Annotated in this window: 27 protein-coding genes; 10 read left to right on the top strand and 17 right to left on the bottom strand. The window is 52.1% G+C overall.

The genetic code is table 11. The annotated features are described in order from the left end of the window. Nucleotides 1-8: 8 nt before the first annotated feature. Both recR and NSP04_RS03210 read left to right on the top strand, forming a co-directional pair. Complete coding sequence (gene recR, locus NSP04_RS03215) at nucleotides 9-644, top strand: recombination mediator RecR (RefSeq protein ID WP_257510898.1); 636 nt, start codon at nucleotides 9-11, stop codon at nucleotides 642-644. A gap of 23 nt (nucleotides 645-667) precedes the next feature. Beyond that, a complete protein-coding gene (locus NSP04_RS03210; protein WP_257510897.1) occupies nucleotides 668-1888 on the top strand; it encodes a CaiB/BaiF CoA transferase family protein in 1221 nt (406 codons plus the stop codon). Nucleotides 1889-2405: 517 nt separating this feature from the next. On the opposite strand, the gene tal is transcribed toward NSP04_RS03210, so the two are convergent. Next, on the bottom strand, nucleotides 2406-3356 hold the full coding sequence (gene tal / locus NSP04_RS03205) for a transaldolase (protein ID WP_257510896.1): 951 nt from the start codon (nucleotides 3354-3356) through the stop codon (nucleotides 2406-2408). A 128-nt stretch (nucleotides 3357-3484) separates the two neighbouring features. Between tal and NSP04_RS03200 the strand changes: the two genes are divergently transcribed. Further along, nucleotides 3485-3838: a hypothetical protein gene (locus NSP04_RS03200; RefSeq protein WP_257510895.1), complete on the top strand. Its 354-nt coding sequence runs from the start codon at nucleotides 3485-3487 to the stop codon at nucleotides 3836-3838. 3 nt (nucleotides 3839-3841) lie between these two features. Next, nucleotides 3842-4345 (top strand): disulfide bond formation protein B, encoded by a 504-nt coding sequence (locus NSP04_RS03195; protein ID WP_257510894.1) that lies wholly within the window; start codon nucleotides 3842-3844, stop codon nucleotides 4343-4345. On the opposite strand, the gene NSP04_RS03190 is transcribed toward NSP04_RS03195, so the two are convergent. Further along, entirely contained in the window at nucleotides 4329-4607 is a 279-nt protein-coding gene (locus NSP04_RS03190; RefSeq protein WP_257510893.1) for a hypothetical protein, read from the bottom strand. The genes NSP04_RS03195 and NSP04_RS03190 overlap by 17 nt on opposite strands. A 178-nt stretch (nucleotides 4608-4785) precedes the next feature. Between NSP04_RS03190 and NSP04_RS03185 the strand changes: the two genes are divergently transcribed. Further along, the gene (locus NSP04_RS03185; RefSeq protein ID WP_257510892.1) at nucleotides 4786-5871 is read left to right on the top strand and encodes an HD-GYP domain-containing protein; all 1086 of its coding nucleotides are present in this window, start codon (nucleotides 4786-4788) and stop codon (nucleotides 5869-5871) included. Here the strand turns inward: NSP04_RS03185 and NSP04_RS03180 are convergent. From NSP04_RS03180 to NSP04_RS03130, 11 genes are all read right to left on the bottom strand, one after another. Then, nucleotides 5868-6851, bottom strand: a complete 984-nt coding sequence (locus tag NSP04_RS03180; RefSeq protein ID WP_257510891.1) for a sensor histidine kinase — start codon at nucleotides 6849-6851, stop codon at nucleotides 5868-5870. The genes NSP04_RS03185 and NSP04_RS03180 overlap by 4 nt on opposite strands. 9 nt (nucleotides 6852-6860) lie before the next feature. Continuing rightward, a complete protein-coding gene (locus tag NSP04_RS03175; protein WP_257510890.1) occupies nucleotides 6861-7133 on the bottom strand; it encodes a hypothetical protein in 273 nt (90 codons plus the stop codon). After that, nucleotides 7130-7978 (bottom strand): tetratricopeptide repeat protein, encoded by an 849-nt coding sequence (locus NSP04_RS03170; RefSeq protein ID WP_257510889.1) that lies wholly within the window; start codon nucleotides 7976-7978, stop codon nucleotides 7130-7132. The genes NSP04_RS03175 and NSP04_RS03170 overlap by 4 nt, the downstream gene beginning before the upstream one ends. Nucleotides 7979-7981: 3 nt before the next feature. Next, nucleotides 7982-8935: a type II secretion system F family protein gene (locus tag NSP04_RS03165; protein ID WP_257510888.1), complete on the bottom strand. Its 954-nt coding sequence runs from the start codon at nucleotides 8933-8935 to the stop codon at nucleotides 7982-7984. Between the two features lie 10 nt (nucleotides 8936-8945). Then, a complete protein-coding gene (locus NSP04_RS03160; RefSeq protein ID WP_257510887.1) occupies nucleotides 8946-9854 on the bottom strand; it encodes a type II secretion system F family protein in 909 nt (302 codons plus the stop codon). Next, nucleotides 9851-11092: a TadA family conjugal transfer-associated ATPase gene (locus NSP04_RS03155; RefSeq protein WP_257511209.1), complete on the bottom strand. Its 1242-nt coding sequence runs from the start codon at nucleotides 11090-11092 to the stop codon at nucleotides 9851-9853. The genes NSP04_RS03160 and NSP04_RS03155 overlap by 4 nt, the downstream gene beginning before the upstream one ends. A 128-nt stretch (nucleotides 11093-11220) precedes the next feature. After that, nucleotides 11221-12420: a CpaE/TadZ family protein gene (locus tag NSP04_RS03150; RefSeq protein WP_257510886.1), complete on the bottom strand. Its 1200-nt coding sequence runs from the start codon at nucleotides 12418-12420 to the stop codon at nucleotides 11221-11223. A 12-nt stretch (nucleotides 12421-12432) separates the two neighbouring features. Further along, nucleotides 12433-13797, bottom strand: coding sequence for a type II and III secretion system protein family protein (locus NSP04_RS03145; RefSeq protein WP_257510885.1), 1365 nt, complete (start codon nucleotides 13795-13797; stop codon nucleotides 12433-12435). After that, entirely contained in the window at nucleotides 13794-14762 is a 969-nt protein-coding gene (gene cpaB, locus NSP04_RS03140) for a Flp pilus assembly protein CpaB (protein WP_257510884.1), read from the bottom strand. The genes NSP04_RS03145 and cpaB overlap by 4 nt, the downstream gene beginning before the upstream one ends. A 24-nt stretch (nucleotides 14763-14786) precedes the next feature. Continuing rightward, entirely contained in the window at nucleotides 14787-15281 is a 495-nt protein-coding gene (locus NSP04_RS03135; protein ID WP_257510883.1) for a TadE/TadG family type IV pilus assembly protein, read from the bottom strand. Nucleotides 15282-15302: 21 nt separating this feature from the next. After that, a complete protein-coding gene (locus NSP04_RS03130) occupies nucleotides 15303-15488 on the bottom strand; it encodes a Flp family type IVb pilin (RefSeq protein WP_257510882.1) in 186 nt (61 codons plus the stop codon). Nucleotides 15489-15767: 279 nt separating this feature from the next. Here NSP04_RS03130 and NSP04_RS03125 point away from each other — a divergent pair, with 279 nt between their 5' ends. The 5 genes from NSP04_RS03125 to NSP04_RS03105 all read left to right on the top strand — a co-directional run bounded on the left by NSP04_RS03125 (nucleotide 15768) and on the right by NSP04_RS03105 (nucleotide 22877). Further along, nucleotides 15768-16481 carry an EcsC family protein gene (locus tag NSP04_RS03125; RefSeq protein ID WP_257510881.1) on the top strand — a complete coding sequence of 238 codons (714 nt, stop codon included), beginning with the start codon at nucleotides 15768-15770 and terminating at the stop codon, nucleotides 16479-16481. Nucleotides 16482-16615: 134 nt separating this feature from the next. Next, nucleotides 16616-20203 (top strand): indolepyruvate ferredoxin oxidoreductase family protein, encoded by a 3588-nt coding sequence (locus NSP04_RS03120; protein ID WP_257510880.1) that lies wholly within the window; start codon nucleotides 16616-16618, stop codon nucleotides 20201-20203. After that, nucleotides 20178-21113 carry a PPK2 family polyphosphate kinase gene (locus NSP04_RS03115; protein WP_257510879.1) on the top strand — a complete coding sequence of 312 codons (936 nt, stop codon included), beginning with the start codon at nucleotides 20178-20180 and terminating at the stop codon, nucleotides 21111-21113. Before NSP04_RS03120 ends, NSP04_RS03115 begins: the two co-directional genes overlap by 26 nt. 45 nt (nucleotides 21114-21158) lie before the next feature. Next, nucleotides 21159-21644 (top strand): hypothetical protein, encoded by a 486-nt coding sequence (locus NSP04_RS03110; protein WP_257510878.1) that lies wholly within the window; start codon nucleotides 21159-21161, stop codon nucleotides 21642-21644. 96 nt (nucleotides 21645-21740) lie between these two features. Next, nucleotides 21741-22877, top strand: a complete 1137-nt coding sequence (locus NSP04_RS03105) for a mechanosensitive ion channel family protein (RefSeq protein ID WP_257510877.1) — start codon at nucleotides 21741-21743, stop codon at nucleotides 22875-22877. Between the two features lie 11 nt (nucleotides 22878-22888). Here NSP04_RS03105 and rfaE2 read toward each other — a convergent pair whose 3' ends face one another. The 4 genes from rfaE2 to NSP04_RS03085 all read right to left on the bottom strand — a co-directional run bounded on the left by rfaE2 (nucleotide 22889) and on the right by NSP04_RS03085 (nucleotide 25645). Further along, complete coding sequence (rfaE2, locus tag NSP04_RS03100) at nucleotides 22889-23383, bottom strand: D-glycero-beta-D-manno-heptose 1-phosphate adenylyltransferase (protein WP_257510876.1); 495 nt, start codon at nucleotides 23381-23383, stop codon at nucleotides 22889-22891. Next, on the bottom strand, nucleotides 23384-24247 hold the full coding sequence (locus NSP04_RS03095) for a ferritin family protein (protein WP_257510875.1): 864 nt from the start codon (nucleotides 24245-24247) through the stop codon (nucleotides 23384-23386). A gap of 142 nt (nucleotides 24248-24389) precedes the next feature. Then, the gene (locus tag NSP04_RS03090; protein ID WP_257510874.1) at nucleotides 24390-24866 is read right to left on the bottom strand and encodes a nuclear transport factor 2 family protein; all 477 of its coding nucleotides are present in this window, start codon (nucleotides 24864-24866) and stop codon (nucleotides 24390-24392) included. Next, complete coding sequence (locus NSP04_RS03085; RefSeq protein ID WP_257510873.1) at nucleotides 24863-25645, bottom strand: SDR family NAD(P)-dependent oxidoreductase; 783 nt, start codon at nucleotides 25643-25645, stop codon at nucleotides 24863-24865. Before NSP04_RS03085 ends, NSP04_RS03090 begins: the two co-directional genes overlap by 4 nt. Between the last annotated feature and the right edge of the window lie 4 nt (nucleotides 25646-25649).

The raw sequence follows: 25649 nt of genomic DNA, 5'->3' as shown, positions 1-25649 counted from the left end.
ACCCACCCATGAGCCGTTCTGCGTTTGACGCCTTCGATGGCCTCGACCCCTTGGTTGATCTGGTGCAAGCACTTAAACGCTTGCCCGGTGTGGGGCCAAAGTCGGCTCAGCGATTGGCTTTTCATTTGTTGCAAAATGATCGCCAGGCCGCGACGGCCTTGGGAGAATCGTTGCTGAAAGCAGTGGCTGAAATTCGCCACTGCAGCATGTGCAACAACTTTTGCCATGCCGATGTGTGCTCCATTTGCAGCGATGCACGCCGCAATCCCGGCCTGTTGTGCGTGGTAGAAACGCCCGCAGATTTGGCTGCCATTGAAGCCACTCAAACTTACCGCGGGTATTACTACGTTTTAATGGGCAGGGCGTCGCCGCTTGATGGGGTTCGCCCAGAATCGCTCGATTGGCCGAAGCTTAGCCAACGCCTGGATGACAGCGAAGTGAAGGAAGTGATACTGGCCACCAACTTCACCAACGAAGGCGAGGCCACAGCGGTGTTTCTAACCGACAGAATTCGCCGCATGGCACTGAAGGTAAGCAGGCTTGCACGCGGAGTACCCATTGGTGGCGAGCTTGAATACACCGACCCCAGCACGGTTGCGCGGGCATTGTTGGACCGCCGCCAGTTGGGATCCGATCCGGAATAATTACAGCTTTCCCAACTGCCGCCATGACAAATCAATCTGAGCAATCCACACCCACCAACAATGGCCCCTTGGCCGGTATTCGTGTGCTTGAATTGGGCTCGCTGATTGCAGGGCCTTTTGCAAGCCGAATGTTGGGTGAATTCGGTGCAGAAGTGATCAAAGTAGAAACACCGGGCAGTGGTGACCCCATTCGCAAATGGCGCGTGCTGCACGAGGGCAATTCCCTGTGGTGGGCAGTGCAAGCCCGCAACAAAAAATCAATTACGTTGAATTTAAAAACGGAAGACGGGCTGGCGGTGCTGCGCAAACTGATTGAAAGCGCCGACATGTTGGTGGAAAACTTTCGCCCAGGCCAATTGGAAAAGTGGGGCTTAAGCCCCGAACAGTTGCAGGCCATGAACCCCGCCTTGATTGTGGTGCGCTTAAGTGGCTACGGGCAAACCGGCCCCTACAAAGACCGGCCGGGTTTTGGTGCCATTGCCGAGTCAATTGGCGGCATGCGTTTTTTGAGCGGCGACACCGACAGGCCGCCAGTGCGCGTGGGCATATCGATTGGTGATTCACTGGCTGGCCTACACGCGGTAATCGGCGCGTTGATGGCCCTGCAGCACCGCCACAAAACCGGCAAGGGCCAAGTGGTGGATGTGGCCCTGTATGAATCGGTGTTCAACATGATGGAAAGCCTGTTGCCGGAATATGATTTTGCAGGCGTGGTGCGCAAACGTTCCGGCGCCAGCTTGCCGGGCATTGTGCCTTCAAACACTTACACCTGTGGTTGCGGTGGATTCATTGTAATTGGAGGCAACGGCGATGCAATTTTCAAGCGCTTGATGATTGCGATTGGTCGAACTGATTTTGCAGAGAATCCCGACATGGCCAGCAACGATGGCAGGGTGCGCCACACCGAATTGATTGACAGCACCATTGCGCAGTGGTGCCAAGAACGCAGAATTGACGATGCACTTGAAGTGCTTGAAAAAGCAGATGTGCCCGCCAGCAAAATTTACAGCATTGAAGACATTGTTCAAGACCCGCAGTTTGCTGCGCGCGGCATGATTGAAGAACACGCGTTTGGCGAGAACCGCACATTGAAAGTGCCAGGTGTTGTGCCCAAACTAAGCGAAACGCCAGGGCAAACCCGCTGGCTTGGGCCGAAGCTTGGGGAACACAATGCGCAGGTGTTGGCGGACCTTGGGTATTCGGCTGAGGACATTCAGCGAATGGCCGATGATGGTGTAATTTAAATGGTGGTTAGTGATGGTGATTCGTAATTTGCAGCGCATCACTCATTCTGCCTTGATCCAAGTCGAATTTCCCGGTGTTGAATCTTGCTTGGGGCATGCGAAACGCCAAGCGTGTTCGCATCGACCTTACAGGTCGCCCCTCGCTGCGAATCAAACCGGGCGACTTGATCCTGAATCGGCAGAACAATGTGATGCTGCTGCAAATCCAAAGAGCAGCTCATCGATCCCTACTGGTGAGCGGAGAAAATTCGTGACCTGGCGAGCAGCCGGTTCCAGAATTCGCAAAGTTCGCTTTGCCGTCATTCCGCCTTCAAGAAAGCCTGCCCGTTTGAACTCACACGCCACGTTCGGCTGTAAGCCGACACCGAGTTCGGCCATCAGTTTTGCCGAATCTCGGTGAGTCAGTGTGAATTCAACAAGGGGAATTCAGGCTTTCTGGCGGAGGAGGGTATGCGACTTTGCGAATTCTGGAATGGACTGGGCATGTGACTTCGCAAATTCGATCTAACGAAACGCTTTACGCCTTCAACAACCCATCGAGCGTTATCGAGTCTTTCACAAACGCGCGAATGCCCTCGGCCAGTTTCTCTGTGCCCATCGCATCGGCGTTCAATTCATAACGAAATGCCGCTTCGCCTTCAGGAAATGTTTCGCGTGGCTGGGCAAGTGCCCACTCGGTGCCCAATTCCAAATTCAATAAAGAATCGTCCGCTTGAAGCTCGGCCAGTAATTCAGGGCTGATGGTCAACAAATCGCAGCCGGCCAATGCCTTGATTTGCCCTGCATTTCGAAAGCTTGCACCCATCACTTCAGTGCGAATGTCGTTTTGTTTGAAGTAGGCGTAAATGCGACGCACGGACTTCACACCAGGGTCGTTAACCCCGGCATTCGCAGCTTCATCCCAAGCGCCCCCCGCCGATTTTTTGAACCAATCGTAGATTCTTCCCACAAAGGGTGAAATGAGCCGAACGCCAGCATGTGCACAGGCATGTGCCTGAATGGGTGAAAACAGCAGGGTCAGGTTGCAGTGTATGCCTTCCGCTTCCAATACCTTGGCTGCCTGTATGCCTTCCCAGGTTGACGCAATCTTGATCAACAGGCGCTTCTCAGTGTCAATGCCTTCTGTCTTGTACAGGGAAACAATGCGCCTGGCGCGCGCAATAGTGGCCTGGGTGTCGAAGCTTAAGCGGGCGTCCACTTCAGTGGACACTCGGCCAGGAATGATTTTCAATATTTCGGTACCAAATGTCACCAGCAGGCGATCCGTTTGCAGTTCAAGTGGTTCATGCCCATGCTTTAACTTGATTTGTTCCAGCAGGGGCATGTACTGTGGCTTTTGAACGGCTTTCAGGATTAGCGAAGGGTTCGTGGTGGCGTCTTGCGGCAAAAAAGCAGCAATTGCCTGAAAGTCCCCTGTGTCAGCCACTACAGTGGTGGCTTGCTTCAATTGGTTGAGTGCATTGCTCATGGTGTCAAGTTATTAAATCCGGTAAAAGTGCGATTCAGTATAGGCTTTTCGCGCTTTCATTTGATGAATGAAAGAGTATCCTTAAGGCAGTAATAAAAAAAATCACAACAAAATATGAGAGTACGGCCATGTATTCGGAACAAGAACTTGATTCAAAACCATTGATTGATGAAGATCAATGGGGAAGGCTCGAGAGCGAACTCGGCATGGAAATGCTGTGTGAGTTTGCGCAAGAGTTTTTCGAAGAAACACAGGAAATTTGGCAAGCCCCCGATCTCGACCCATTGGCGATGGAAGAAAAAGCCTTCAAGTCGATGGCACATCGAAGTGCCGGTGCCGCAGGTACCATCGGCTTTCAAAAGCTGAGGTTTGTGTTTTTGTGTATGGAACACAACCCACTGGGCGAGCAAACGCTACGTTATGTGGCTGCCATGCAGTCCATTTTTCAATCCACCCAGGAATGGGTTCAAAGCAAGCAATAAACAATGCAACAATCTTCAGCAAAGCCATGGGCAACTGCCGGTTTTCTTCTCAGTGTGGGCGCCTTGGCTGCGGCTTTATTTTTTCAGATCAGCAAAGAATGGTTTCCATGCCCCCTGTGTATTTTGCAGCGGTATGCCTACCTTGCAACTGCTTTGGGCTTTCTGGGAATTGGCTTGAGCTCCAGGCAGGGTGTGCTGGGTAGCGCATTTGCGTTGCTTGCGCTTGCCGGGTTCGTTTCAGGTGCAGGGGTGGCGTTTTACCATGTGTGGGTATTGGCCAATCCTTTGGAAACCTGTGGCGTTGACCCTTTACAAAACACCCTGAATGCCTTGCCGTGGGTTCAATATTGGCCAGACATGTTCATGGCCGATGGATTGTGTACCGAAGAATACCCACCGCTGTACGGATTGTCATTGCCCATGTGGAGCGGCATCGGATTTTTGGCGCAGGGTTTTGTTTTGCTACTTGCACTGCGGGCCAAGAAACAGTTCAGAAGGTCATGGTAAGCGGGCAGGCCAAGGTCACCCAGACGTCAGTGCCTGTGGGCTTGGTCTGTTTTTTCTCCAGCATTTCCATGTAAGCCAGCAAGGTGCCCAAGGCATTCATGGCACTTGGGTTTTTGCTTTGGCGTACCGCGTTTAAAACCACAGCAAGTGCATCGTCCAGATCTGTTTCCGCGTGTTGTAGCGGCGCGGCCACTTGCAACTCGACAGTTTCCGGAAAACGGAAGTCTTGGTGGGGCGTTGCGAGTAATTGAATGGCTTGCATGATTTTGAACCTGAATAGGACAGGGTTCAAGATTCTCATTTTCTTTTCACTTGGTAATTTTCGAATAAGCGGTTTTTTTTGTTTCAGTTCAAGTGATCTGCGGTTCGGGCTAAACCATTCGGGCGATCTATTTTTTGCGTTCTGGTTCGTTAAAAACAGGACAAATAGGAGTCTGCCCATGTTGATCAATATTTCAGATGTTCAAGTGGTTCAACCCTTGCTTCAACGCAAGTCTTTGTCACCTGAGCATTTGTACCTGTCTTCCGGAAAGCGGTACAACCCGGTCACAGGAAGCCCCGGCGAAAGACTCGTGGCGCTGGAAACCGAGTTGGCCCAGTCCACATTGCTGTATTTGCAGGCCAGGGATTTGTTTGAGGAACTGGACTGTTGCCACAAAGTATTGTCCAAAGCGCTTGTGGACGAAGAGCCTGAAGCGTTTTTGTTGGTGCTGGACGAGCTTGCAGAGCGCTTCAAACACATCGCCATTCATCATTTCGATTTGGCGTATGCCTACTTGGCTTGGCACACCTCGGATGATTACCCCGTGATGCACCACATGATTGTGGCGCTAACCCTGATGCGGGTTGGTATGTGCAGCAACCAGTTTTCAGATGCCGAGTTGATGTCGCATTTGAAGGCGGCATTGACCATGAACGTCAGCATGCTGACCTTGCAGGCGCGTTTGCGTGCCCAAACCGAGCCCTTGTCGCGCGATCAGCGGGAAACAATTCGAAAGCACCCTGAGCAAAGCGCCAACAAGTTGAAGCTATTGGGCGTGAAGGACGAAATCTGGTTGCAATCGGTGTTGATGCACCATGAGTTGCCGGATGGTTCGGGTTACCCAAACCAGGTTCCCAACACCAATGTGGGTTCGGTTTTGCTCAGTGTGTGCGACTCGTTTAATGCGCGCATGGCACAACGCGATTATCGAAGCAATTTTACTGCTGAGCAGGCAGTCAAGGATTTGTTCGCACATGCAGACCCTTTGTACAGTTGTTTCACTGCAATCATTCTTGAAGAACTTGGCATTTACCCAGCAGGTAGCTTGGTTCAATTGACAGGCAATCAAATCGGTTGCAGCTTGATTCGGGGTGAGACAGCCATCAGCCCCGTGGTGCTGGTGTTCAGAAACCTGCCCGCCCCAGGGCCAGCCGCTGCTTTGGTGGATTCTTCGACTGAGGGGAACAAGGTTCGCAATGCCTTGCCCCGCCGTGACTTGGGTAAATTGCCAGGCCTACTGGAATTGATGTCGAAAGTGGTTTAGCTGGGTAACAGGTCGGTTCGCTGCAAGCTGGCGACCGTTTGGTTGCCCACGCGGTTCAAGTTCAATGTGATGTGGTGGCGCGAAGCGATACGTTTGGCGATGGCCAAGCCGACGCCCTCGCCTTCAAATTCGTCATTGCCGTGCATGCGGTGAAACAGTTGGAATTTCTGTGCGTCGTGGGTTTCTGAAAATCCGACACCATTGTCCACAATTTCCAGATTGTCCGGGCTGGGTAGACGTATCAAGATTCGGGGCGAATCCACCGGTTTTGAGAACTTCACGGCGTTGTCGATCAGTTCTTTAAATGCACGCATCATCATGGGTTTGTCAAAGCGCCAGGTGCCATGCACTTGAATTTCAATGGCAACGGGTGAAAAGTCAAAATGTTCATTAACGACCTGCACCAGTACTTCGCTTAAATCATGCTGTTGAATGTTGAGTGGGCATACACCCAATCGCAAATATTCGATTAGTGCGTCCAGCAAAACACCCATGCGTTTGCCGTTGCGGCGAATTTCTTCCAGGGATTTGTTGGCCTCCGGTGGGGCGTTCTTGCCCAAATCGTCCGCGAGAAAAAACGAATAGGCATCGATGGCGCGCAATGGTGCACGGAAGTCGTGGGCAATGGTGCCGGAAAGCCAGTTCAATTGGTCCAGCAGTTCACTGTTTTCTTTGATTTGACGCTGACTCACCAAGTCAACACTTTGGTTAAGTTGACTCAACGTTTCTTTCAGGCCCAGGATTTCTGTTTGTTTGGCCATCAAATCTGTTCCATGCTGCATGCTCACTTGGCGAAGCTGGTCCAGTGCAGTCTCTTCGTGGCGTTTTATCTCACTTCGAAGCTGATTGCAAAGCGATTCAAGTGCCAATTGTTTGGTGCGCAAGCCATCCAGCTCGCGTTGTTGTTCGCTGGCCTGTGCCGGTGTTAGCAAGCGTTGGCCTGTGATGATGGACAACAGTTTAAGAAAAAATCCCAACACGGATTAAGATTAGTTCGTTTGAATGGTCGACACTTGCGATGTGGGGGCTGGCTGGTCTTTTGCACCAATGGACTCTGTGTAGGACCGATATGCCTTGCCCGCTGATTCAGCACTGTAAGGCTCCACTTCTCCACGGTTGGTGCCTTCGGCCTGTTCTTTCAGCCAGGTGCGCGTGCTCAGGCCGGTTTCCTGATCGGTGGTTCCCTTGTTTTCCTCTGCAATTGCGAGCACAGGAAGTGCGCACAACAGCAGGCCAGTTAGCTTGGTAACGAATGGGTTCATTGTTGATTTCCTTTGGCGTCGAACCGCCGTTTGATCGAATTCGCTTGCGACATGACTTGGTTGCGGGTGCTGTCAGACCATTGCAAGCGATCGGCAATGTCCATGGCCATGTTGAAATCGTCAAATACCAGGCCCCACAGCGCAAGGTTGGCCATGACCTTGGAGTCACCACTGGCCAGTTGATTGGCTTTCATCAGGGTGTTGTAAGAGGGTTCTTTTTGCCCTTCAAGCAAATACACAAGTCCAAGGTCTGAATAGGCATTGATGTGCAAAGGGTCTGTTTGTACCGCTTTTTCAAGCCGGGTCGCTGCACCACGCAGGTCGCCTCGTTCAATGGCCACTTTGCCAAGGCCATACCAAATCGGCCCGCTTTTCATCTGTTCCTGACCGCCACCCAGCAGCGATTTGTAAACTAGTTCGGCCTGGTCCAGTTGGCTGGTTTTGCGCAATGAGTCAGCCCGAAGTTGCTTGCTGGGTCGGTCGGCTCCCCATTTTTGGTCGTAGGCATCCAGATGGGCCAACGCAGCGTAGGCGTTGTCTTGATCAATCATCGTTTGCACCAATTTCAGGTGAAGGTTCTTTTCCCGCAGCACCCGTGCCTGTCTGCTTTCTTCGTCTTCGCGAAACTGTTCTTTGTTTTCAGCTTCAATCAGCGCTTCCTGAGTGGGGCTGGTTGCTGTGATGTTGTATGAAGGCAATTCCGCGGGCGCCGGTGCGGGCGCGGTGGCTGTCTGCGGCCCTGTTGCTGTCTGTTGCGGCGTAGCACAGGCCGCCATTAGCAACGGCAACAAAAGCAAAGCCAGTTTCCCGCCTATTTTCCCCGATTGTTTATTACTGCTTGACACGCTTTATCCTCCGACCCGTTCAAATGCACGAATGATGGAGATGATACCGGGGCCCCCTGTCATGATCAAAAGGGCTGGCAACATGGTAATCACCATCACGCCGGTTAGTTTAACAGTCAGTTTGCCCATTGCCTCTTTTGCATTGGCTCTTTCTTTTTCGACCAATCGGTCTGAGAACTGTTTCAACGGCTCTTGAACGGCACCGCCAAATTTTTCGATTTGCCCCAGAACCTGTACGAACGATTTGAACTCGTCGCTGGAATACACAGTGCTCATTTTTTTCAGAATCACGTTCCAAGGCACGCCCGATTTGACCTGGGCCCTGGATCGATAAAGCATTCGGCCTGTGATCGGCACCAGGTCGCGCAGTTGGGTCGCCATAATTTCGATCGACTGATCCACGCTAAGGCCCACGCCTTGCAAAAGGCGCATCACATCGACAACCGCAACCAATTCACGCTCGAACGCGGCCTCTCGGCCTTCTCCGATTGTTTTAAGAAACCATTTGGGTGCCATGAAGCCAATGCCCGTCGTGGCGATGACCTGGATCATGGGAATGGCTCCGAAACCGGAATCGAAGTTCAGAAACAGGCCGATTGCCAAGCCGAAAAGGGCCAAGGCGATTCGTATCAACACAAATCGGCTTAAATCTTCTTCTCGACCAAAACCGGCACGGCCGAGAAGTTTTTTGTCTTCGTCTTCAACAAAGTAGGAAAAAGCCTTGGTTTGGCTGAATTGCTGCCCCAGTCGGTCAATTCGACCCGTCAATACGCTGGTGGGAATCTGATTTCTGACGTTTACCGAGGTTTGAACCCGGCGGCGTTGCTCGGTGTACTCGTCAATTCGAGCCAATGCCTTTTCTTTGCGACTGGATTGGCCTAGCAAACTCCAGGCAAGCCCAAGGAAACCGACACCCAGGAAAAAAATACCAATCGTCAAAAATGTATCCATGCTCATGTGGGCGCCTCTAAATACTTTTGACCATGCGGTAGATGATGGCAGCACCGGCGATCTGCAATAGACCCGCGACAAACAGCAACATGCGTCCCGTGTCGTCGTTCCACATGGTGCCCAGGTAAGCAGGGTTCAGCGTTAAAATAATTCCAGCCAATGCTGGGGTCAGGCAACACATGAACACCGCAGACATACGCGCTTCCGATGACATGGCGAGCATTTCCTGATGGTGTTGTTCGCGATCTCGCAAGTACTGCGCAAGGCGGCCCAGCAAAATATCGCTTTTGCCTCCGTAGTTAAGGGCCAGCGCAACCACTGAAGCAATCAGCTTGAATTCGGTCAAGCCGTATACACGGGCCAGCCTGTGCATGGCCTGGTCTAGTTCCAGGCCAGCATATTGCATTTGCACGGCCAGTCCCAACGCTTCTTTCAACGGGTACTCTGCGTTTTCCAGTGCGGTATTGAATGACACGGTGAGGCTGTAACCCACCGCGCTGACCCGAACCACACCATCCAGAAAGTTTGGAAGCTGACTCAGCATTTGCAGTCGACGTTTGCGCTGGCGATAAAGCACATAGGCCGCGATACCCAAAGTCGCCAGAATGAGTGCACCCACTGCGCTTGTGGCGCCGCGAAATACAAAAGCAGCAAGCGCGGGTATTAGCAACACGGAACCCATCCGAATACCCAAAGCACGGTCCATGGTCAGGCCCGCAGAAATCAGGCTGTCGGTGATCCACTGCGGCACGTATTTTTTGCGCAGGGGGTCTTTTTCAAGTGCCAGGGGGTCTCTCGACTTGCTCAGCGCAATGTCCAGTCGGCTTTCCGCAAGTTTGCGGCTTTGTTCTTCAGCACCCCTGCCCAGCAGAAGCAGGGCCAGGGAAATGAATACCAAAGCGGCGGCGATCAGTCCGAAGGTCATGTCAGTCGAATGTGCGAGATTTTCGGGTTTTTCGGGTAGGGCACCACGGGGACCCAGTTGTCCAGTTCTTGCCCTTCTGGCCCAAGCCGACTTTCATGGCGGTACAGGTCTTGTAACAAAATGTTGTCGTCGACAATGCCAGCCACTTCCGTGATGCTGTAAATGCGGCGCTTGCCGGAGGGCAAACGCACAATCTGAACAATCAAATCCAGTGCAGAAGCGATCTGGCGGCGCAGGCTCATTTCATTGCCTGTAAAGCCAGCAAATCCCGACAGCATTTCGAGGCGATGTAAACAGTCACGCGGTGTTGAGGCATGAATGGTGCCCATGGAACCATCGTGGCCAGTGCTCATGGCCTGGAGCATGTCCAACACTTCTGCGCCGCGTACTTCGCCCACCACCACTCGGTCTGGGCGCATGCGCAAACTGTTTTTGACCAAATCCCGAATGGAAACCGCACCGGCGCCTTCGTGGCCACCTGGGCGACTTTCAAGACGCACCACATGGTGGTGGTTCAGTTGAAGTTCTGCCGTGTCTTCAATCGTAATTAGTCGTTCGCCGGCTGGAATGAACTCTGCTAGCACGTTGAGCATCGATGTTTTGCCAGTGGATGTTGCGCCGCTGACTACAAGGTTGCAGCGTTTGCGAACGGCTTCCTGCATCAATTCATACACTCGGGAATCGAAGGTACCCAGGCCCATCAGGTCTTCTGCGCGCAGTGGAATGCTTCGAAATTTTCGGATAGAAACGACCACACCGTCGCGCGCCAATGGTGAAATAATGACGTTGATTCGGCTGCCATCAGGCAGCCGGGCATCGACCATGGGACTGGATTCGTCAAGTCTGCGGCCCAGGGGGGCAAGAATTCTGCGAACAATGCGCAACAGGTGTGCGTTGTCGACGAAACGGGCTTGAACACGTTCCATGCGCCCAAGCTTGGAGACGTATACGTCTTTGTAGCCGTTGATCATGACGTCTTCAACATTGGGATCGGCCAGCAAATCTTCCAGCGGGCCAAAACCTGCGATTTCCTTGTAAAGCGAATCGGCAACGAAAGCCACTTCGGAATCATTCAGTGGAATCTGTTTGCCATAAATCAAACTTTGCACTTCACCTTGAATAAATTTCTCAAGTGCGGCGTTGTCCATTTTTGCAAAGGTGGCGCCTTTCTTTTCAATAATGGCCAGGATGTGTTCGTGCGCCATTTCCTTGACGTCGGCCAGCACCGCAGAGTCCATGTCACTGACTTTCGCAGCAGCGAACTGCAAGCCCTCTGCCGAATTCGCAGCATCATCGTTAACTGCAACGTTTTGCTCGATGCTTTCAGGCTTCGGCAGTGGCGCTTCCTGGCCGAAAATGATTTCGCTCATTTGTTAAACCACTTCTTGAAGGTTGATCCCAGTCCGCTTGTTGCATCAACCCGTTTCCTGTTGGCATTGACCTTGCCCAATAACTGGGTAACGGCTTTCGAATAGGGGTCTTTGGTGTCCGTGCTTGAGAGTACTTGCCCACCGTTCACTGCATTAATCAAGGAAGCGCGCCGATCGGGCAAAGTATGTACCGTCTGAATGTTCAGTTTTTTTGCAATCGATTCAGCGTCCAGCGCAACCTCTTTGTGATAAGGCGTTACGACCAGGTCGAATGTCTGGGTGGCAATGCCTTTGTCGTTGAGGCTTTTGATCAATTCCGCAGCGGTCACAATGCCCGGCACCGACTGGGGGGTGAGCACCATTGTGGCATCGGCACTTCGAAGCAGGCTGGCGACGAATTCAACGTTCGAGAAACCGCACAAATCGATCACAATGTTTTCAAAGAAAGATTTGATCAGGTTCAAAAATTTCAGTGCATCTGATGCGGAAATGTCGCGCAGGTCTGCAAGGTTGCGTGGCAATGAAAGTATTGCCACGCCAGTGGCGTTGTTGCGCCGAAATGCAGTTTTTGCCAAGGTGGCATCAAAGCGTTTCAGGTTGCGAACACACTCCACGAAATCCATGGCACCCTGCTTGTCTTCAGCGGGCAGATGCACCAGGCCATCGCCCAGGGGCAAACCGAAATCCAGTAACAAAGTACTGTCTTTGTTTTGTTTGGCCAACTGCACCGCCAGATTCACCGCCAAGGTAGTGGAACCCACCCCTTGACGCCCGCCCAATATTACCAGGGCGTAACCTTTTCTTTCGTTGCTTTGCTTGGGTGCTTTTTCAACCACACCCGCCAGAATTTTGGTGACTTCACCTGCATTGGAGTCCAGACTCAGGAAATCTTTGACGCCAGAACGAAGAGCGTTTACTACGTCTTCGGTGGAGTCTTTGGAGCCCATGGCCACCACAGGAAGGTCGGGTGCGAGTTCCCTGAGTTCCTTGACGATCAGGCTGGCATCGAGGCCCACATGGGGCGAGTAATCCACCACCGCCATGGTTGGCGACACCAAGCCAACGCGTTTTGTAATTTCGGTGAATGTGCCTGATTCACGTACCAGCATGAAGCGGTCGCCCACTGCGTCAGATAGCCAGAGCCAATTGGCGTCAGATCCGCTGATAAACAATATTCGGGGCATGCTCTGTTGCATCGCTGATTCCCCTTAATTGCGTGTGAAGCCAGGTACGGGCTCATTCGCGGCTGGAAGGAAAAGCTGGCTCCATACACTGCGTGGGCGCATGCCTACATTTTGACCTGGAAGGGCCATGGCCGGTGCGTCGGCCGCACGTGGTTTTACAAAACGTGGCGTTACGATAATCAGCAATTCTTTGTCTTCACGGCTGTACGTGTTGCCTTTGAAAAAGGCGCCCAGTACCGGAATGTCTGCCAGCCATGGCACCTTGTTGGCGTTGGCAATAATATTGCGGCTGATTAACCCGCCAATCACGAAACTTTGATTTTCACCCAGTTCAACTGTGGTGCTGGCTCGGCGGGTCAGGATTGCTGGTACCAGCACGCCTTGAATGGAGGTACCACGCGAGAAATCAAGATCGCTTACTTCTGGGGACACTCGCAGTGCAATTGTTTTATTGGACAAGATGGTGGGCGTGAAGCTTAAGCCGACACCAAATTTTTTGTATTCAATGCCGATTGTGCCGTTGCCTGACGGGACGGGAATTGGAATTTCGCCACCGGCCAGGAAGGATGCGTCTTGCCCCGATTGTGCAATCAGGGATGGCTCTGCAAGTACCTTGGCATAGCCATCGGCTTGCAGAATATTCAGACTTGCTGTCAGATCACCTGCAAGACTTCCCAGTGTTAAACCAAATGCATTTGCCACAGAAGTGTTGCCTGAAGCAATAGGGTTTGCAATCTGATAGCTGAATTGGCCACCGCCAAATTGACCTGCGAGATTAATTCCCAAACGCTGTAATTCACTTCGAGTAAATTCCACAACCTTGACATCCACCTGAACCGTACCAGAGGTTTGTATGGTCGCTTGGTCGATGAGTTCGGCAGGCTTTCCGTCGCTGCCCGGCCGAATCAAACTTTCCCTGGCCTGTTGATAGGCTGCCACACTGGGAGTCGAGCCAGATAATTTCAATACCTGACCCTCGGTTTCAAGATTCAGGTCTTTCATGGTGGAAATGGTTTCAGCCGCCTTGCCAGTGACTGACACCGTGATCACCCGAGCCATGCTCGCGCCACGGTCCCAAATCAGCAATGACGTTGAGCCTGTTTTTAGTCCCGTGACTAAAACGCCGGCATTTTTTCCGCCCCGGTCGGTAGGTTTCAGCACGGTCACTGATGCAATGCTTGGGTCGCCAATCGACACTCGCGCGGGAATACTTGGAAGATTAACAATCTTCTGGAATCCGGTGCTCAGCGTGAGTACGAAAGGCGCAGCGCTGCTGGTGGTCGAGTCAACCGATTGTGCAGTTGCAAATTGCGGAGTCAGCAGGCTGATCGTTGTTAGCAGGGCCAGGCCTGAAAACAGTCTTTTCATGGGCATCTTTTTATTCTTCATCGCGCTGTTTCCCGGGTTGATTCACCACCACGAATAATTTCTACAGTTGCTGGTTGAGGCGCGCTGCGCTGGCCTGTTTGTGGAGTTTTTTTGTTGTCTTTGGAATTGCCGCTTCCCGGTAACATCGCGTTGTTCAGTGAAATACCTGCAAAAGCCTTGTCGCTTGCGGTCAATTCAACTGGGGGCTGCACTTTTAAAACCTTGCCATCTTCACCTTTAACCAAAGAAGGCTTCAGTACCGTGTCAGGCTGAGGGTATTTGCTCATGTCAGGCAATTCTTCTTCTTCGGGGCCTCGCAAAACTACGAACAATTCACCTTCCGTTTGTGCAATCGCCAGCGTGTTTACATCGCCAGTTGGCACTTCCACCATCATCGCCTTCAGACGAACCTGGCGATTGTTCACGTCTTTCTCATTGGCTGCGTTGGCGGTCTCTGGCGCATTCACCAATTGGGCGCCAACCGACAGTACGCGAAGTTTGGGCATGATTAATCTGGAAATGGTTTCTTCAATGTCTCGGGTATTGGACTTGAAAATCGAAAACACATCCACGTAGTCGCCCGCCTTGATTTTTGCGGTGGCCACATTGTTTTCATCAAGCCGCAACGCGAAGGCGCGGTAGCCTTCGCGCACCTCTGCCGCCACTGCACCTGATTCGAAGTATTGATTGGTGACAGGCAAGCCTTTGCCAATGTTAAAAAGAGGTTTTTTGCCGATGACATCGCCGATGTCGGTGAAAGCGCCGCTTGGCGCAATTGCAAACTTCTCGACCTTCAACATTTCAGGGGTAACCGGTTTGCCGAACTGGATTTCAACCGCGCTGACCACCACCGGGAAACGTTCGATCTCGGTCTTGATGGCCTCTCCACCCTTGCGCACATTTTGGCCTGACAAAAATGCCATGACCATAAAAATTAGGCCGATGCCCAACAAGAGCAATGCGAATATTTTTGTTTTGCCTGACATGTCGCGAAGTGCTCCCGGGATAAATTAAAGTGCGTCGGTACTTTGGTATAAAACGACTGCAGAGGCGCTCAGTTGATCTGGAAAAAAAGTGTCAGCGAAAGGAATGTTAGAGAGAAATGCATTTTCCGAGGTGGTGAAAAACCCGCGAAATTCCAAACAATTTAGAGTCGGGTTTGTTCCGCCGCCAAGCGCATTCCCACAGTCTGCCGCACCAGCAAGCTGGTCAGTTGAAAAGCTGAATCCAGCGGGGTACATCGCACTAGGTAATGCATTCAATAACAATTGTCTTGCCGCTGCTTCGGGATCTGCTGTGCTTCCTGCCACTGCCACACTTCGGGCGCCCTGCGATACAGCAGAACTTAAAGTGTGTTGAATCATAAACAGAAGGCTGTATCCCACAATTGCAAATATCACTGTGAGAACAACCGGCAACATTAGAGCCAGCTCAACAAGCTGAGCGCCGCGCTGTCGGTCAGCGCGAAATCCAGTTGCTGAGCTGGCCCGAATATTGAGGTTCATTAACAATTCGTGATAATTTGTTTAATCACCACCGCCCGTCAGCGAGGTAACGATGTTGCCAAATGCAGTATCCAAACCGCCACCCAAGGTAGCGAAGCCGGCCACAGCCAGAGCCACAACCAAGGCTGCAATTACCGCGTATTCAATCAAAGACGCACCTTCTTGCTTGCGTTTCAGAACCAACTGCTTTTTTGCTGCTTTAATCATGACATTCACTCCTGTGTGAAAACATCAACTCAAGGTCGAAGATCCCCATATTAGGGGATCACCAAATGGATCAAAACACAAAATAGAGTGAGTATTGCACCGTCTATTCCGAATTTTGACCCCAAGGATCACGAAAAAGTCAGGGGTCTGACACCGATGTGATTACACCTTGTGAGTTACGATATTAAACCAAGTATGTGACTTGATCACTAATCCGACTAGAAACAATTTGCCTTTGGTTGATTATTAATGCAAAAGAGCAACTTACCCAGAGCCCTTATGGGGCCCCTGCATGCAGTGTTTGGAATGGTTACCGGTGGCGTACCAGAAAGCAAGGAAGCTGGCAAAGCGAAAAGACCCTATGATCGCGCCAAAGAAATTACCCAAAAAGCATGCGCAAAGGCTGCGGCGGTGTCTGGCGGCTTGGCCTTGCCGGTAGGGCCACTGGGTATGCTGACTGTACTGCCCGACTTGGTGATTGTGTGGCGCATTCAATCCCAGATGGTGGTGGACATTGCAGTTGCATTTGGTCACAAAAAGCCCTTAACCGAAGAAGAGTTGATGCGCTGCCTGTTTAGCCATGTGGCAGGCACTGCCATGCGGGAATATGAGCGATCCATTCCCCTGGACCATGACGACAAATCGGGCAAATCCGTGCTTGATATGATTGACCGCTTTACCCGCAGTGGCAGTAAAGACATTGCAGTGCGGGTTGGCAAGCAGATTGGGCAGGCAATTTTTGAGCGTGTTGCCAAGCGCACTGCGTCTCGAATCGTGCCGTTTGCGGGTGCGGCAATTGTGTCTGCCTACGCAGCGTTGGACACCAAGGAAGTGGCGCGAACTGCGGTTGAAATGTTTTCGGGCGAGAAGTTGCCCGCGCGCAGAACCAAAAAAAGCTACCCACGCCCCGAGGAAATGTTCAAGGTCGACAAAGTAAAAGACATCGACATTGAGGACGCAGAATTGAATCCTTCATCCCGCCAGGGGACTTGAAGCCCGGGGGGCTCTGTGTAAAACTGAATTCAGAGGATTAATTCAGTGGATTAAAAGTCCAGTGCCGCTCACAAGGCAAGCACTGGGCACCTGCTACTCGCTGGAACCCACCTGTTCCTTGGAGGACCGTAGTTATGAATGCCCCGTATCACCCTGCATACCGTCCTGTTGAGCTTAACGACAAGTATTCTCTTCCAAAAGGTCGTGTTTTTCTGACCGGTGCTCAAGCCCTGGTTCGCCTCACTCTGTTGCAAGCTGAAGTAGATCGAATTAACGGCTTGAATACCGGTGGTTTCGTGTCGGGCTATCGGGGTTCGCCTTTGGGGGGCGTAGATCAGGCTTTCTGGGGTGCCGAAAAGTTCTTGAAGCCGCTGAACATTCATTTTCAGCCTGGCCTGAATGAGGACCTTGCCGCAACCTCTGTGTGGGGCAGCCAGCAACTGAATTTGTTTCAAGGTGCGAAAGTAGATGGTGTGTTTGGCCTTTGGTATGGCAAAGGGCCTGGCGTAGACCGCAGCCTGGATGTATTCAAACATGCCAACGCTGCAGGTACTTCGAAGCACGGTGGGGTGTTGTTGGTGGCTGGTGATGACCACGCCGCGAAAAGCTCGACCTTGCCACATCAATCCGACCATGTGCTTAAAGCCGCCTTGATTCCTGTGCTGTACCCCAGCAATGTGCAGGAAATCATAGATTTTGGTATGTTGGGTTACTCAATGAGCCGCTATGCAGGTGTTTGGGTGGGCCTGAAAACCGTGGCCGATGTGGTGGAATGCTCGGCCACCGTCGACATTGATCCGCAGCGCCATCGCATGCAGTTGCCCACCGACTTCACCATGCCAGAGGGCGGTTTGAATATCCGTTGGCCAGACACAGCGCTGGCCCAGGAAGCGCGTTTAATCGACCACAAACTGTATGCTGCACTGGCATTTGCCCGCGCCAATGGCATCAACCGCACAGTCATTGATTCTCCGCATGCGCGGTTTGGCATTGTTGCCACTGGAAAAGCCTATCAAGATACGCTGCAGGCTTTGAATGATCTGGGTTTGACGCCGCAACGCTGCGCCGAAATTGGCATTCGGGTGTTCAAAGTGGGCATGGTGTGGCCTTTGGATGCGGTGGGCATTCGCGACTTTGCGCAAGGCTTGCAGGAAATTCTGGTGGTTGAGGAAAAACGCCAGCTGGTGGAATACCAAATCAAGGAAGAGCTGTATGCATGGAGAGAAGATGTGCGCCCCAAGGTGTACGGTAAGTTTGATGAACGGCTTTCCGAGGATGGTCGCGAAGGCGGCGAATGGTCGCTGCCGCAGGGCAGTTGGTTGCTACCCAGCCACTATGAACTGGACCCAGCGCTAATTGCGCAAGCCGTTGCCAAACGCCTGCAACACCTGCAATTGCCCGTCGATGTACAAAACCACATAGCCAGCAGGATACAGGCCATTGCGCAACGCCACGAAGTGGGCCGCCCCGTGCATTTGCCAGTGGAACGGAAGCCGTATTTTTGCTCGGGTTGCCCGCACAACACCTCCACCAAAGTGCCTGAAGGCAGCCGCGCCATGGCGGGTATTGGCTGCCATTACATGGCGGTGTGGATGGACCGAAACACCCAAACCTACACGCAAATGGGTGGAGAGGGTGTGCCCTGGATTGGCCAAGCTCCCTTCACTGAAACACAGCATGTGTTTGCCAATCTGGGCGATGGTACTTACTTTCATTCCGGCATTCTTGCGATTCGGGCCAGTGTGTCAGCAGGTGTGAACATCACTTACAAACTACTTTACAACGACGCTGTGGCCATGACCGGCGGCCAACAACTGGATGGCACGTTGACTGTGCCGCAACTCACCCGTCAACTGGCAGCAGAAGGGGTGGCCAAAATCGTGATTGTGAGCGACAACCCGGAACAACACCGGCGCAAGTCACCCGTCGATCCACTGGCCGAAGGCATTGAGGTGTTTGATCGCCGGGACATGGACACAGTGCAGAAAACACTGCGCAACACTTCCGGTACTACCGTGCTGGTGTACGAGCAAACCTGTGCCTCGGAAAAACGACGCAGGCGCAAACGCACTGACCCGGCAACAGGCAAGCTGCTGTTTCCCAACCCGGCCAAGCGGGTGCTGATCAACCCGCGGGTGTGTGAGGGCTGTGGTGATTGCTCCAAGCACTCCAACTGCCTTTCGATTGAACCGGTTTCAACACCATGGGGCGTGAAGCGAACCATCAACCAGTCGACCTGCAACAAAGATTACAGTTGCCTTGAAGGTCTGTGCCCTAGCCTGGTGACTGTAGAAGGCGCTGAATTGGTCAAGCGCAAAAATACCACCGCCGCCGACGCCTTGGCGAAAGCCCGCGCTGGCTTGGCTGAACCCCGTTTTGTTGTTCATCCTGATGCGCTGGACAAACGCTACGCCGTGTTAATCAACGGTGTGGGCGGCACGGGCGTGGTCACCATTGGTGCCTGGCTGGGCATGGCCGCACACCTTCAAGGCATGCAGGCACTGGGCTTGGACATGGCTGGTTTGGCGCAAAAGGGCGGTGCAGTTTTTTCACATGTGCAGTTTGCCCCCGCAGGCACACCCTTGGCCTCCTCGAAAATTCCGGTGGGCGAAGCTGACCTGATGATTGGCGGCGACTTGCTGGTTTCCGCACACGAAAAAACGCTGGAGTTGCTCAGCAACGAGGCATTCGCTGTGGTGAACACCGACACGCCGCCCACTGCCGATTTTATTGCCCAGCGAGACTGGTGTGTGCCTGTTGAGCAAACGCATGCCGACATTGCGCGGGCCCTAAAGCACCCCGAAAAGCAATTCCATCCCATTCGAGCCCAGTGGCTGGCTGATCAATTGTTAGGCGACACCGTGTATGCCAATGCATTTTTGCTGGGTGTGGTGTGGCAGCACGGATTTTTGCCCCTGCATTTGGCCGCCTTGCGCCGAGCCATCGAGTTGAATGGTGTGAAGGTGAAGGAAAACCTACTGGCTTTTGATATGGGGCGCCTCGCTGTGCAAGACCTGCCTGCACTTGAATTGCTGTTGCCTATGCAAAAAACAAGCTATCGGGCAGAAAGTGCGGATGAACAACTTGACCGCTACCAGCAAGAGTTAGCGCGTTATCAAAACAAGGCGCTGGCTGATCGTTTCACAGCCAGAGTGTTGCCCTTGCGCGCTTTGTTTGAAGCGTGCGGGCGCATGCACCAATGGGTGCGTTTGTGCAGCACCTACTACAAATTGCTGGCTTTCAAAGACGAATATGAAGTGGCCCGTTTGCATTCTGATCCCCAATGGCGCCAAGAAACACTGGGTCAGTTTGAACCGGGTGCCAATGTGTATTTTCACTTTGCACCAGCCTGGTTGGCCGGGCACACAGACCGCCCTCGAAAAATAAAGTTGGGTGTTTGGGTTCGGCCTGTGCTCAAGGCCCTGGCTGCAATTCGCGGGATTCGAGGCACCTGGATCGATCCCTTCAAGGGAACTTTAGAACGTAAAAACCAGACTCTACTAATGAACTGGTTTGAATCGTGGATCGAACTGATGCACAATAATCCTTCAATGGTGCAGCACAGCAAAAGCGTGAATCACACCCTTGACCTGTTTAACCAAGTCAAAGGATTTGGTCAGGTGCGAATTGAATCATTTGACAAAGTGCGGTTCGAAATTCAAAAGTCCGTAGAAAACAAGACCAACCTGGATCAGCATGACGAAGACAGACAACAAACCTGACATCAAAACCACCAGAAAAAAAGAGTCAAAGCGCTCTGAAAAAGTACTTCCCGACGCCTTGGTGCCTGAAAGCCAGTGGGAAATTCTGGGTCAAGCCTGCATGGTGAACGGCAAGGCGGTGCGTTTGAGACAATGGCCCACACGCTATGGTGACATGCCTTCCAAAGAGGACATGCACGAGCGAATCGATCAGCTATCCGAGCGTTTGAACCAGTTGCTCACCTGCTTGTACGCGCAAGGCGAACGAAAGTTGCTTGTGATTTTGCAGGGCATGGATACGGCCGGAAAAGACGGTGCAGCCCGCGCCATCATGCGCTCAGTTCACCCCATGGCACTGCGCATGGTGTCATTCAAAGAACCTTCAGAAAACGAGGCAGCGCATGATTTTCTGTGGCGCGTGCACCCGCATGTGCCTGGTGCTGGGCAGTCGGTTATTTTCAATCGATCGCATTACGACGGCATCATCATGCCAATTATTCAAGACAATGTGTCGCCCACATGGGTGGAGGAGCGTGTTCGCCAAGCCAATGATTTCGAACGGCTTTTGGTTGAAACCGACACCACGGTGTTGAAGATTTTCCTGAATATTTCGCGCGAAGAGCAGCACCAACGCATGGTTGAGCGCTGGGAAGCCCCGGACAAACGCTGGAAGCTGACAGAAAAAGACCTGCATTGCAGTGAAAACTACAGCATGTACGCCAATGCATACGAACAAGTGCTTGAAAAAACCTGTACCAAACACGCCCCGTGGTGGATTATTCCTGCAGATCACAAAGGCTTTAGAAATATGTTGGTGGCGGAAATTCTGGTGGGTACGCTTGAGCGAATGGGGCTGGCTTGGCCCGAACCCGATCCGGCTGTTGCCAAAAGTGATTTCTGGAAGAAGCCGTCAACGGCTCAAGGAACATAACCGTTATTGTAGTTCCCAAACAACAATCCACAGGGAACTACCGATATGAACAAAACTACATTTAAATTCGCCATTGCAAGCAGTGCCCTGATTTTTTCCGCATCCGCCATGGCGGTTGGTCTTGGTGTGAGCGCCGGTGCTGGTGTAAAAGCCGATGTACCGGGTGTTTCTGTGAATGCTGGTGCGAATGCAGATGCGAATGCCAACGCAGATGTGAAAGGCAAGTCAAGCGCAGCCGTAAATGGTGCTAAATCACAGGGCGATGCAAAGCGAAGCGAGGCTGGCGCGCTTAATTCAATAGCAAAAGATGAAGCAGCCAAGCGCACGGGTGACGCGAAAGGAAAAGTGGGTTCCAGCGCCGATGTGGACGTGGATGCAAAGTCAGAGGTGAAAAGAGAAGGCAACGCCGAGGACAAAGCTGAGAAATCAAAAGCAAAAGCTGAAGCCGATGCCAAGGTAAAAGCTGAATCAAAAATTGAGGCTGAATCCAGAAGGAAGGCTGAAGCCAAAATGAAGGCAAACGCCAAGTAATTTGTCGATTTTCCGAAGTTCGAAAAATGCCCGCTTGCGGGCATTTTTGTTGTTCAGCCTCTACACTGTCGGTGTTGATCAATTGAATGAGCTTTTATGAATTTTCTCAGCGTACAGGCGTGGCTCGCAAACATGGGCATCCCTGCGAGTTTATTAAATTACAACACTTGGGTTTACAAAGTATTTGCAGTGGTCTTTTTGACTGTCGCTCTAAGCTATGTGGTGGGCTTGGTATTCAAGAAACTGGGGCATCTGGCTGAAAATTCAAGCAACCGCTGGGACGATGTATTGCTTGAAAGCGCGCGCAAGCCATTGAAACTGCTGATTTGGTTGTTGGGTATTTCTTGGGCTGCGAAAATTACCGATGCGGCTGCTGACGCGGAAATATTTGAGCTGATTGACCCGGTTCGGCGCGTGGGCGTCATCATTCTGATCACCTGGTTTTTATTCGGCCTGGCCAAGCGTTTCGAAGCCGCCTTGCAAAGCCCGGACCGCCTTGCTGAACCTTTGGACGCCACCACAGCCAGCGCCATCGGCAAGTTGTTGCGCGCATCTATCGTGATCACTGCAGCACTGGTCATTCTTCAAAATCTGGGTTTCAGCATTTCAGGTGTATTGGCATTTGGCGGTGTAGGTGGCATTGCAGTCGGTTTTGCGGCCAAAGACCTGCTTGCCAATTTTTTCGGTGGGCTGACCGTGTACATGGACAGGCCATTCGTGGTGGGTGAATGGGTACGCTCGCCTGACAAAAACATTGAAGGCACTGTGGAGCACATTGGCTGGCGCTTAACCCGCATTCGCACTTTCGACAAACGCCCCCTGTACGTTCCCAATGCCACTTTCAGCACCATTTCACTTGAAAATCCTTCACGCATGACGCATCGTCGAATTCAGGAAACGATCGGTGTGCGCTACGACGACATTGCCCAGGTGCGAAGCATCGTGGAAGCTGTAAAACGCATGTTGACTGACCACGATGAAATTGATGACAGCCAAACCCTTATTGTGAACTTGAACCAGTTTGGCGATTCTAGTGTGAACCTGCTGGTTTACACCTTTACCAAAACCACAATCTGGATCAAGTTTCATGAAGTCAAGCAAGACGTTCTGCTAAGAATCGCAGACATTATTGAACAGCATGGCGCTGAAATCGCTTTTCCAACCAGTACTTTGCATGTGGCCAGCCTGCCCGAGCAGTTTGCGCAGGCAAGTACAGGACAAAGCAAGGCTTAAAGTTTGCGGATTTAAAGGTTGCGAATTTTTTGTAGGGTGGCAGTGGTGCTGCGTTCGTGTTCGAAGGCAATTGAAAGTGCAGTACCGCCCCAGCTTTGGACTTCCTTTGCACCCACCATTTTTTCAACTGGCCAATCTCCACCTTTTACCAATACATCGGGTTTGGCGGCCAGAATGGCATTCAGCGGTGTGTCTTCTTCAAAATAAGTAACGAGCGCCACACATTCCAGCGCGGCCAGTACATGCATCCTGTCTACCTGCGTGTTGATGGGTCTGTCTGGCCCCTTGCCCAATCGTTTCACTGATTCATCGGAATTCACCGCCACAATCAGGCTTTGGCCTTCTTGCGCCGCTTGGTCTAGGTAGGTCACATGCCCGCGGTGCAGCAAATCAAAAACCCCGTTGGTAAAAACCACGGGGCCTTTGAGTTGTTTGGCGCGTTCGGCCAATTCCGAAGGGTGGCACACTTTCTTTTCAAAGCGTGCTGGTTTTCCGGCAGTCGTCAATTAAGCCGCCGAGCCAACCGGTTCATCTGTGGTGCCCAAGCGCGCAATCACTTCCTTTCGGTATCGGTTCAGGTCTTGCACCGATTCAAATGTGCGCTCAAACAGAAGGCTCATGTTGTGCAAAATTCGGTCCACTACCTTCTTTTCCCAGTCGGCATCAAAACGAATTTGACCGTCCAGCCAGTTTTCCAGCCAATCGGGGTCGGGCAGTCGGCTTTGCACCGTGTCGTTCGGGAACAGGTCCTTGTTCACATGCAGGTTGGTGGGGTGCAGCGGCTTTTGTGTGCGGCGGGCTGAAGCCATCAAGACGCCGATTTTACTGAATGCAGCGCGCGCGCCATCACCCACTTCAATCAGCGCTTTTTTCATATAGCGCAGGTAAGCGCCGCCGTGGCGTGCTTCATCGTGGGAAATAATTTTGTAAATCTGCTTGATCACGGGTTCGGTGTGCCAATCTGAAGCACAGCGGTACCAGTGGTTCAAACGAATTTCGCCGCAGAAGTGCAGCATCAGTGTTTCAAGTGGCGGGGCTGGGTCGAATTCAAAGCGCACAGCGTGCAGCTCTTCTTCGGTGGGCAACAAATCGGGGCGGAAGCGGCGCAGGTATTCCATCAACACCAGTGAGTGTTTTTGTTCCTCAAAGAACCAGATGGACATGAATGCAGAAAAATCGCTGTCGTGTTTGTTGTCACGAAGGAACATTTCAGTGGCGGGCAAGGCCGACCACTCGGTAATCGCGTTCATCTTGATGGTTTGGGCCTGTTCTTCAGACAGTTTGGAGGCATCAAACTGATCCCAGTTGATGTCTGTTTCCATGTTCCATCGAACAGATTCCAATGACCTGAATAATTCGGGATACAGCATATTGTTCCGCCTTCACTGAATTGATCTAACTTTGTGATTTTAACAAGACATGTCATGAAGCGCATGAAGATTTGGTGACACCGGGGAATTATGTGTACATTTGTGCGCTAAAACAACCACTTGGCAGGTTATACGAACCGATTTAACCTGCCTGCTTTTTCAGCCAGCGCATCAATGCCCCCAGTACCGGAATCTTCTCGTACAGCTCTTCGGCGGTGTCCCAGTAGTCTCTGTGGGACTGAACAAGGCCAGTTTGGTTCAATATCAGGTGTGATGATCCCTTTATACGCTGAACTTTTCCAACCTTAAAGCGTTTCATCTCGAACAGAAAGTCCCAGGCCATGAATACCTGCTGGCCAGACTCAAAGGCTGTGTGCACCACAAAGCGTGGGTTGTTCACTTGGTGGAACATTTCACCAAAAATGCGGGCAATGTCCTCAACCCGGTTCACTTCATTGAATGGGTCTTTGAAGTAGGCATTGGCTGCGTAAAACTTGGGCATTTCTGCCACGCTTTGTTCGGTGATGTGTTCAAAAAAATCAATCAACCTGCGCAAGGGTTCTGAAAGTTCCTGGCGGTTCAGCGGGGCCAGGCCGTTCGCGTTATTTGACTTGCTCATTTTTTCTGACCAGCAGTAATTCGGCGCACAGCCGCAAAGTACAGGGAATAAGGCAAAATCCGCAGCATGCGCAAGGTGCGGGTAAATGCTTTGGGGAAGTGAATCTCGAATTCACCTTTCTCAAGGCCCACAATAATTTCCTGCGCTGCTTTTTCAGCGGTTATCAGAAACGGCATCGGGAAGGTGTTCTTGCGCGTCAGTGGTGTGTCAACAAAGCCCGGGTTTACTACGCTGACACCAACCTTGTGGGGTTTCAGCTCCACATGCAGGGCTTCAGCAAGGTTGATTAGCGCCGCCTTGGTGGGGCCATAGGCCAGCGAATTGGGCAAACCCCGGTAACCCGCCACGCTGGAAACGATCGCCAGGTGGCCGGATTTTTGTTCCAGCAGTTTGGGCAAGGCATTCGCCAGCACGTACATGGTGCCGTTCAGGTTCACATCAATTTGCTGGCACACTTTTTCGATGTCAAAACCTTCAACCGACATTTCTGAATATGTGCCCGCCATCAGCACGATCAGATCCACGGCACCCCAGGCGGCCATTACGGTGTCGAAGGCCTCTTTCACCGCGGCTTGCTCGGTAATGTCTAGCGGCAGAGCGGTTGCATGTTGAAGTTCACCGGCCAGTGTGGCCAGTTTGTCTGCACTGCGGGCCGACAACATTTGCTTGCAGCCCAATTGGTCCAGCTGGCGTGCCAAGGCCTCGCCAATGCCGGTGGATGCACCCACCAGCCACACGCGCTTGTTGGCCCACTGGCTTAGTTTTGGGTTGAAGCTCATGGTA

It is taken from the genome of Limnobacter parvus (genome assembly GCF_024623725.1).
GTDB lineage: Bacteria > Pseudomonadota > Gammaproteobacteria > Burkholderiales > Burkholderiaceae_B > Limnobacter > Limnobacter parvus.
The sequence above is the reverse complement of the archived record's forward strand: the minus strand, read 5'-3'. Positions and strand labels throughout refer to the sequence as shown.

Coding starts and splice junctions, on each gene's coding strand:
- recR (WP_257510898.1), top strand. CDS start 9: ATGAGCCGTTCTGCGTTTGACGCCTTCGATGGCCTCGACCCCTTGGTT.
- NSP04_RS03210 (WP_257510897.1), top strand. CDS start 668: ATGACAAATCAATCTGAGCAATCCACACCCACCAACAATGGCCCCTTG.
- tal (WP_257510896.1), bottom strand. CDS start 3,356: ATGAGCAATGCACTCAACCAATTGAAGCAAGCCACCACTGTAGTGGCT.
- NSP04_RS03200 (WP_257510895.1), top strand. CDS start 3,485: ATGTATTCGGAACAAGAACTTGATTCAAAACCATTGATTGATGAAGAT.
- NSP04_RS03195 (WP_257510894.1), top strand. CDS start 3,842: ATGCAACAATCTTCAGCAAAGCCATGGGCAACTGCCGGTTTTCTTCTC.
- NSP04_RS03190 (WP_257510893.1), bottom strand. CDS start 4,607: ATGCAAGCCATTCAATTACTCGCAACGCCCCACCAAGACTTCCGTTTT.
- NSP04_RS03185 (WP_257510892.1), top strand. CDS start 4,786: ATGTTGATCAATATTTCAGATGTTCAAGTGGTTCAACCCTTGCTTCAA.
- NSP04_RS03175 (WP_257510890.1), bottom strand. CDS start 7,133: ATGAACCCATTCGTTACCAAGCTAACTGGCCTGCTGTTGTGCGCACTT.
- NSP04_RS03165 (WP_257510888.1), bottom strand. CDS start 8,935: ATGAGCATGGATACATTTTTGACGATTGGTATTTTTTTCCTGGGTGTC.
- NSP04_RS03160 (WP_257510887.1), bottom strand. CDS start 9,854: ATGACCTTCGGACTGATCGCCGCCGCTTTGGTATTCATTTCCCTGGCC.
- NSP04_RS03155 (WP_257511209.1), bottom strand. CDS start 11,092: ATGGACTCTGCGGTGCTGGCCGACGTCAAGGAAATGGCGCACGAACAC.
- NSP04_RS03150 (WP_257510886.1), bottom strand. CDS start 12,420: ATGCAACAGAGCATGCCCCGAATATTGTTTATCAGCGGATCTGACGCC.
- NSP04_RS03145 (WP_257510885.1), bottom strand. CDS start 13,797: ATGAAGAATAAAAAGATGCCCATGAAAAGACTGTTTTCAGGCCTGGCC.
- cpaB (WP_257510884.1), bottom strand. CDS start 14,762: ATGTCAGGCAAAACAAAAATATTCGCATTGCTCTTGTTGGGCATCGGC.
- NSP04_RS03135 (WP_257510883.1), bottom strand. CDS start 15,281: ATGAACCTCAATATTCGGGCCAGCTCAGCAACTGGATTTCGCGCTGAC.
- NSP04_RS03130 (WP_257510882.1), bottom strand. CDS start 15,488: ATGATTAAAGCAGCAAAAAAGCAGTTGGTTCTGAAACGCAAGCAAGAA.
- NSP04_RS03125 (WP_257510881.1), top strand. CDS start 15,768: ATGGGGCCCCTGCATGCAGTGTTTGGAATGGTTACCGGTGGCGTACCA.
- NSP04_RS03120 (WP_257510880.1), top strand. CDS start 16,616: ATGAATGCCCCGTATCACCCTGCATACCGTCCTGTTGAGCTTAACGAC.
- NSP04_RS03115 (WP_257510879.1), top strand. CDS start 20,178: ATGACGAAGACAGACAACAAACCTGACATCAAAACCACCAGAAAAAAA.
- NSP04_RS03110 (WP_257510878.1), top strand. CDS start 21,159: ATGAACAAAACTACATTTAAATTCGCCATTGCAAGCAGTGCCCTGATT.
- NSP04_RS03105 (WP_257510877.1), top strand. CDS start 21,741: ATGAATTTTCTCAGCGTACAGGCGTGGCTCGCAAACATGGGCATCCCT.
- NSP04_RS03095 (WP_257510875.1), bottom strand. CDS start 24,247: ATGCTGTATCCCGAATTATTCAGGTCATTGGAATCTGTTCGATGGAAC.
- NSP04_RS03090 (WP_257510874.1), bottom strand. CDS start 24,866: ATGAGCAAGTCAAATAACGCGAACGGCCTGGCCCCGCTGAACCGCCAG.
- NSP04_RS03085 (WP_257510873.1), bottom strand. CDS start 25,645: ATGAGCTTCAACCCAAAACTAAGCCAGTGGGCCAACAAGCGCGTGTGG.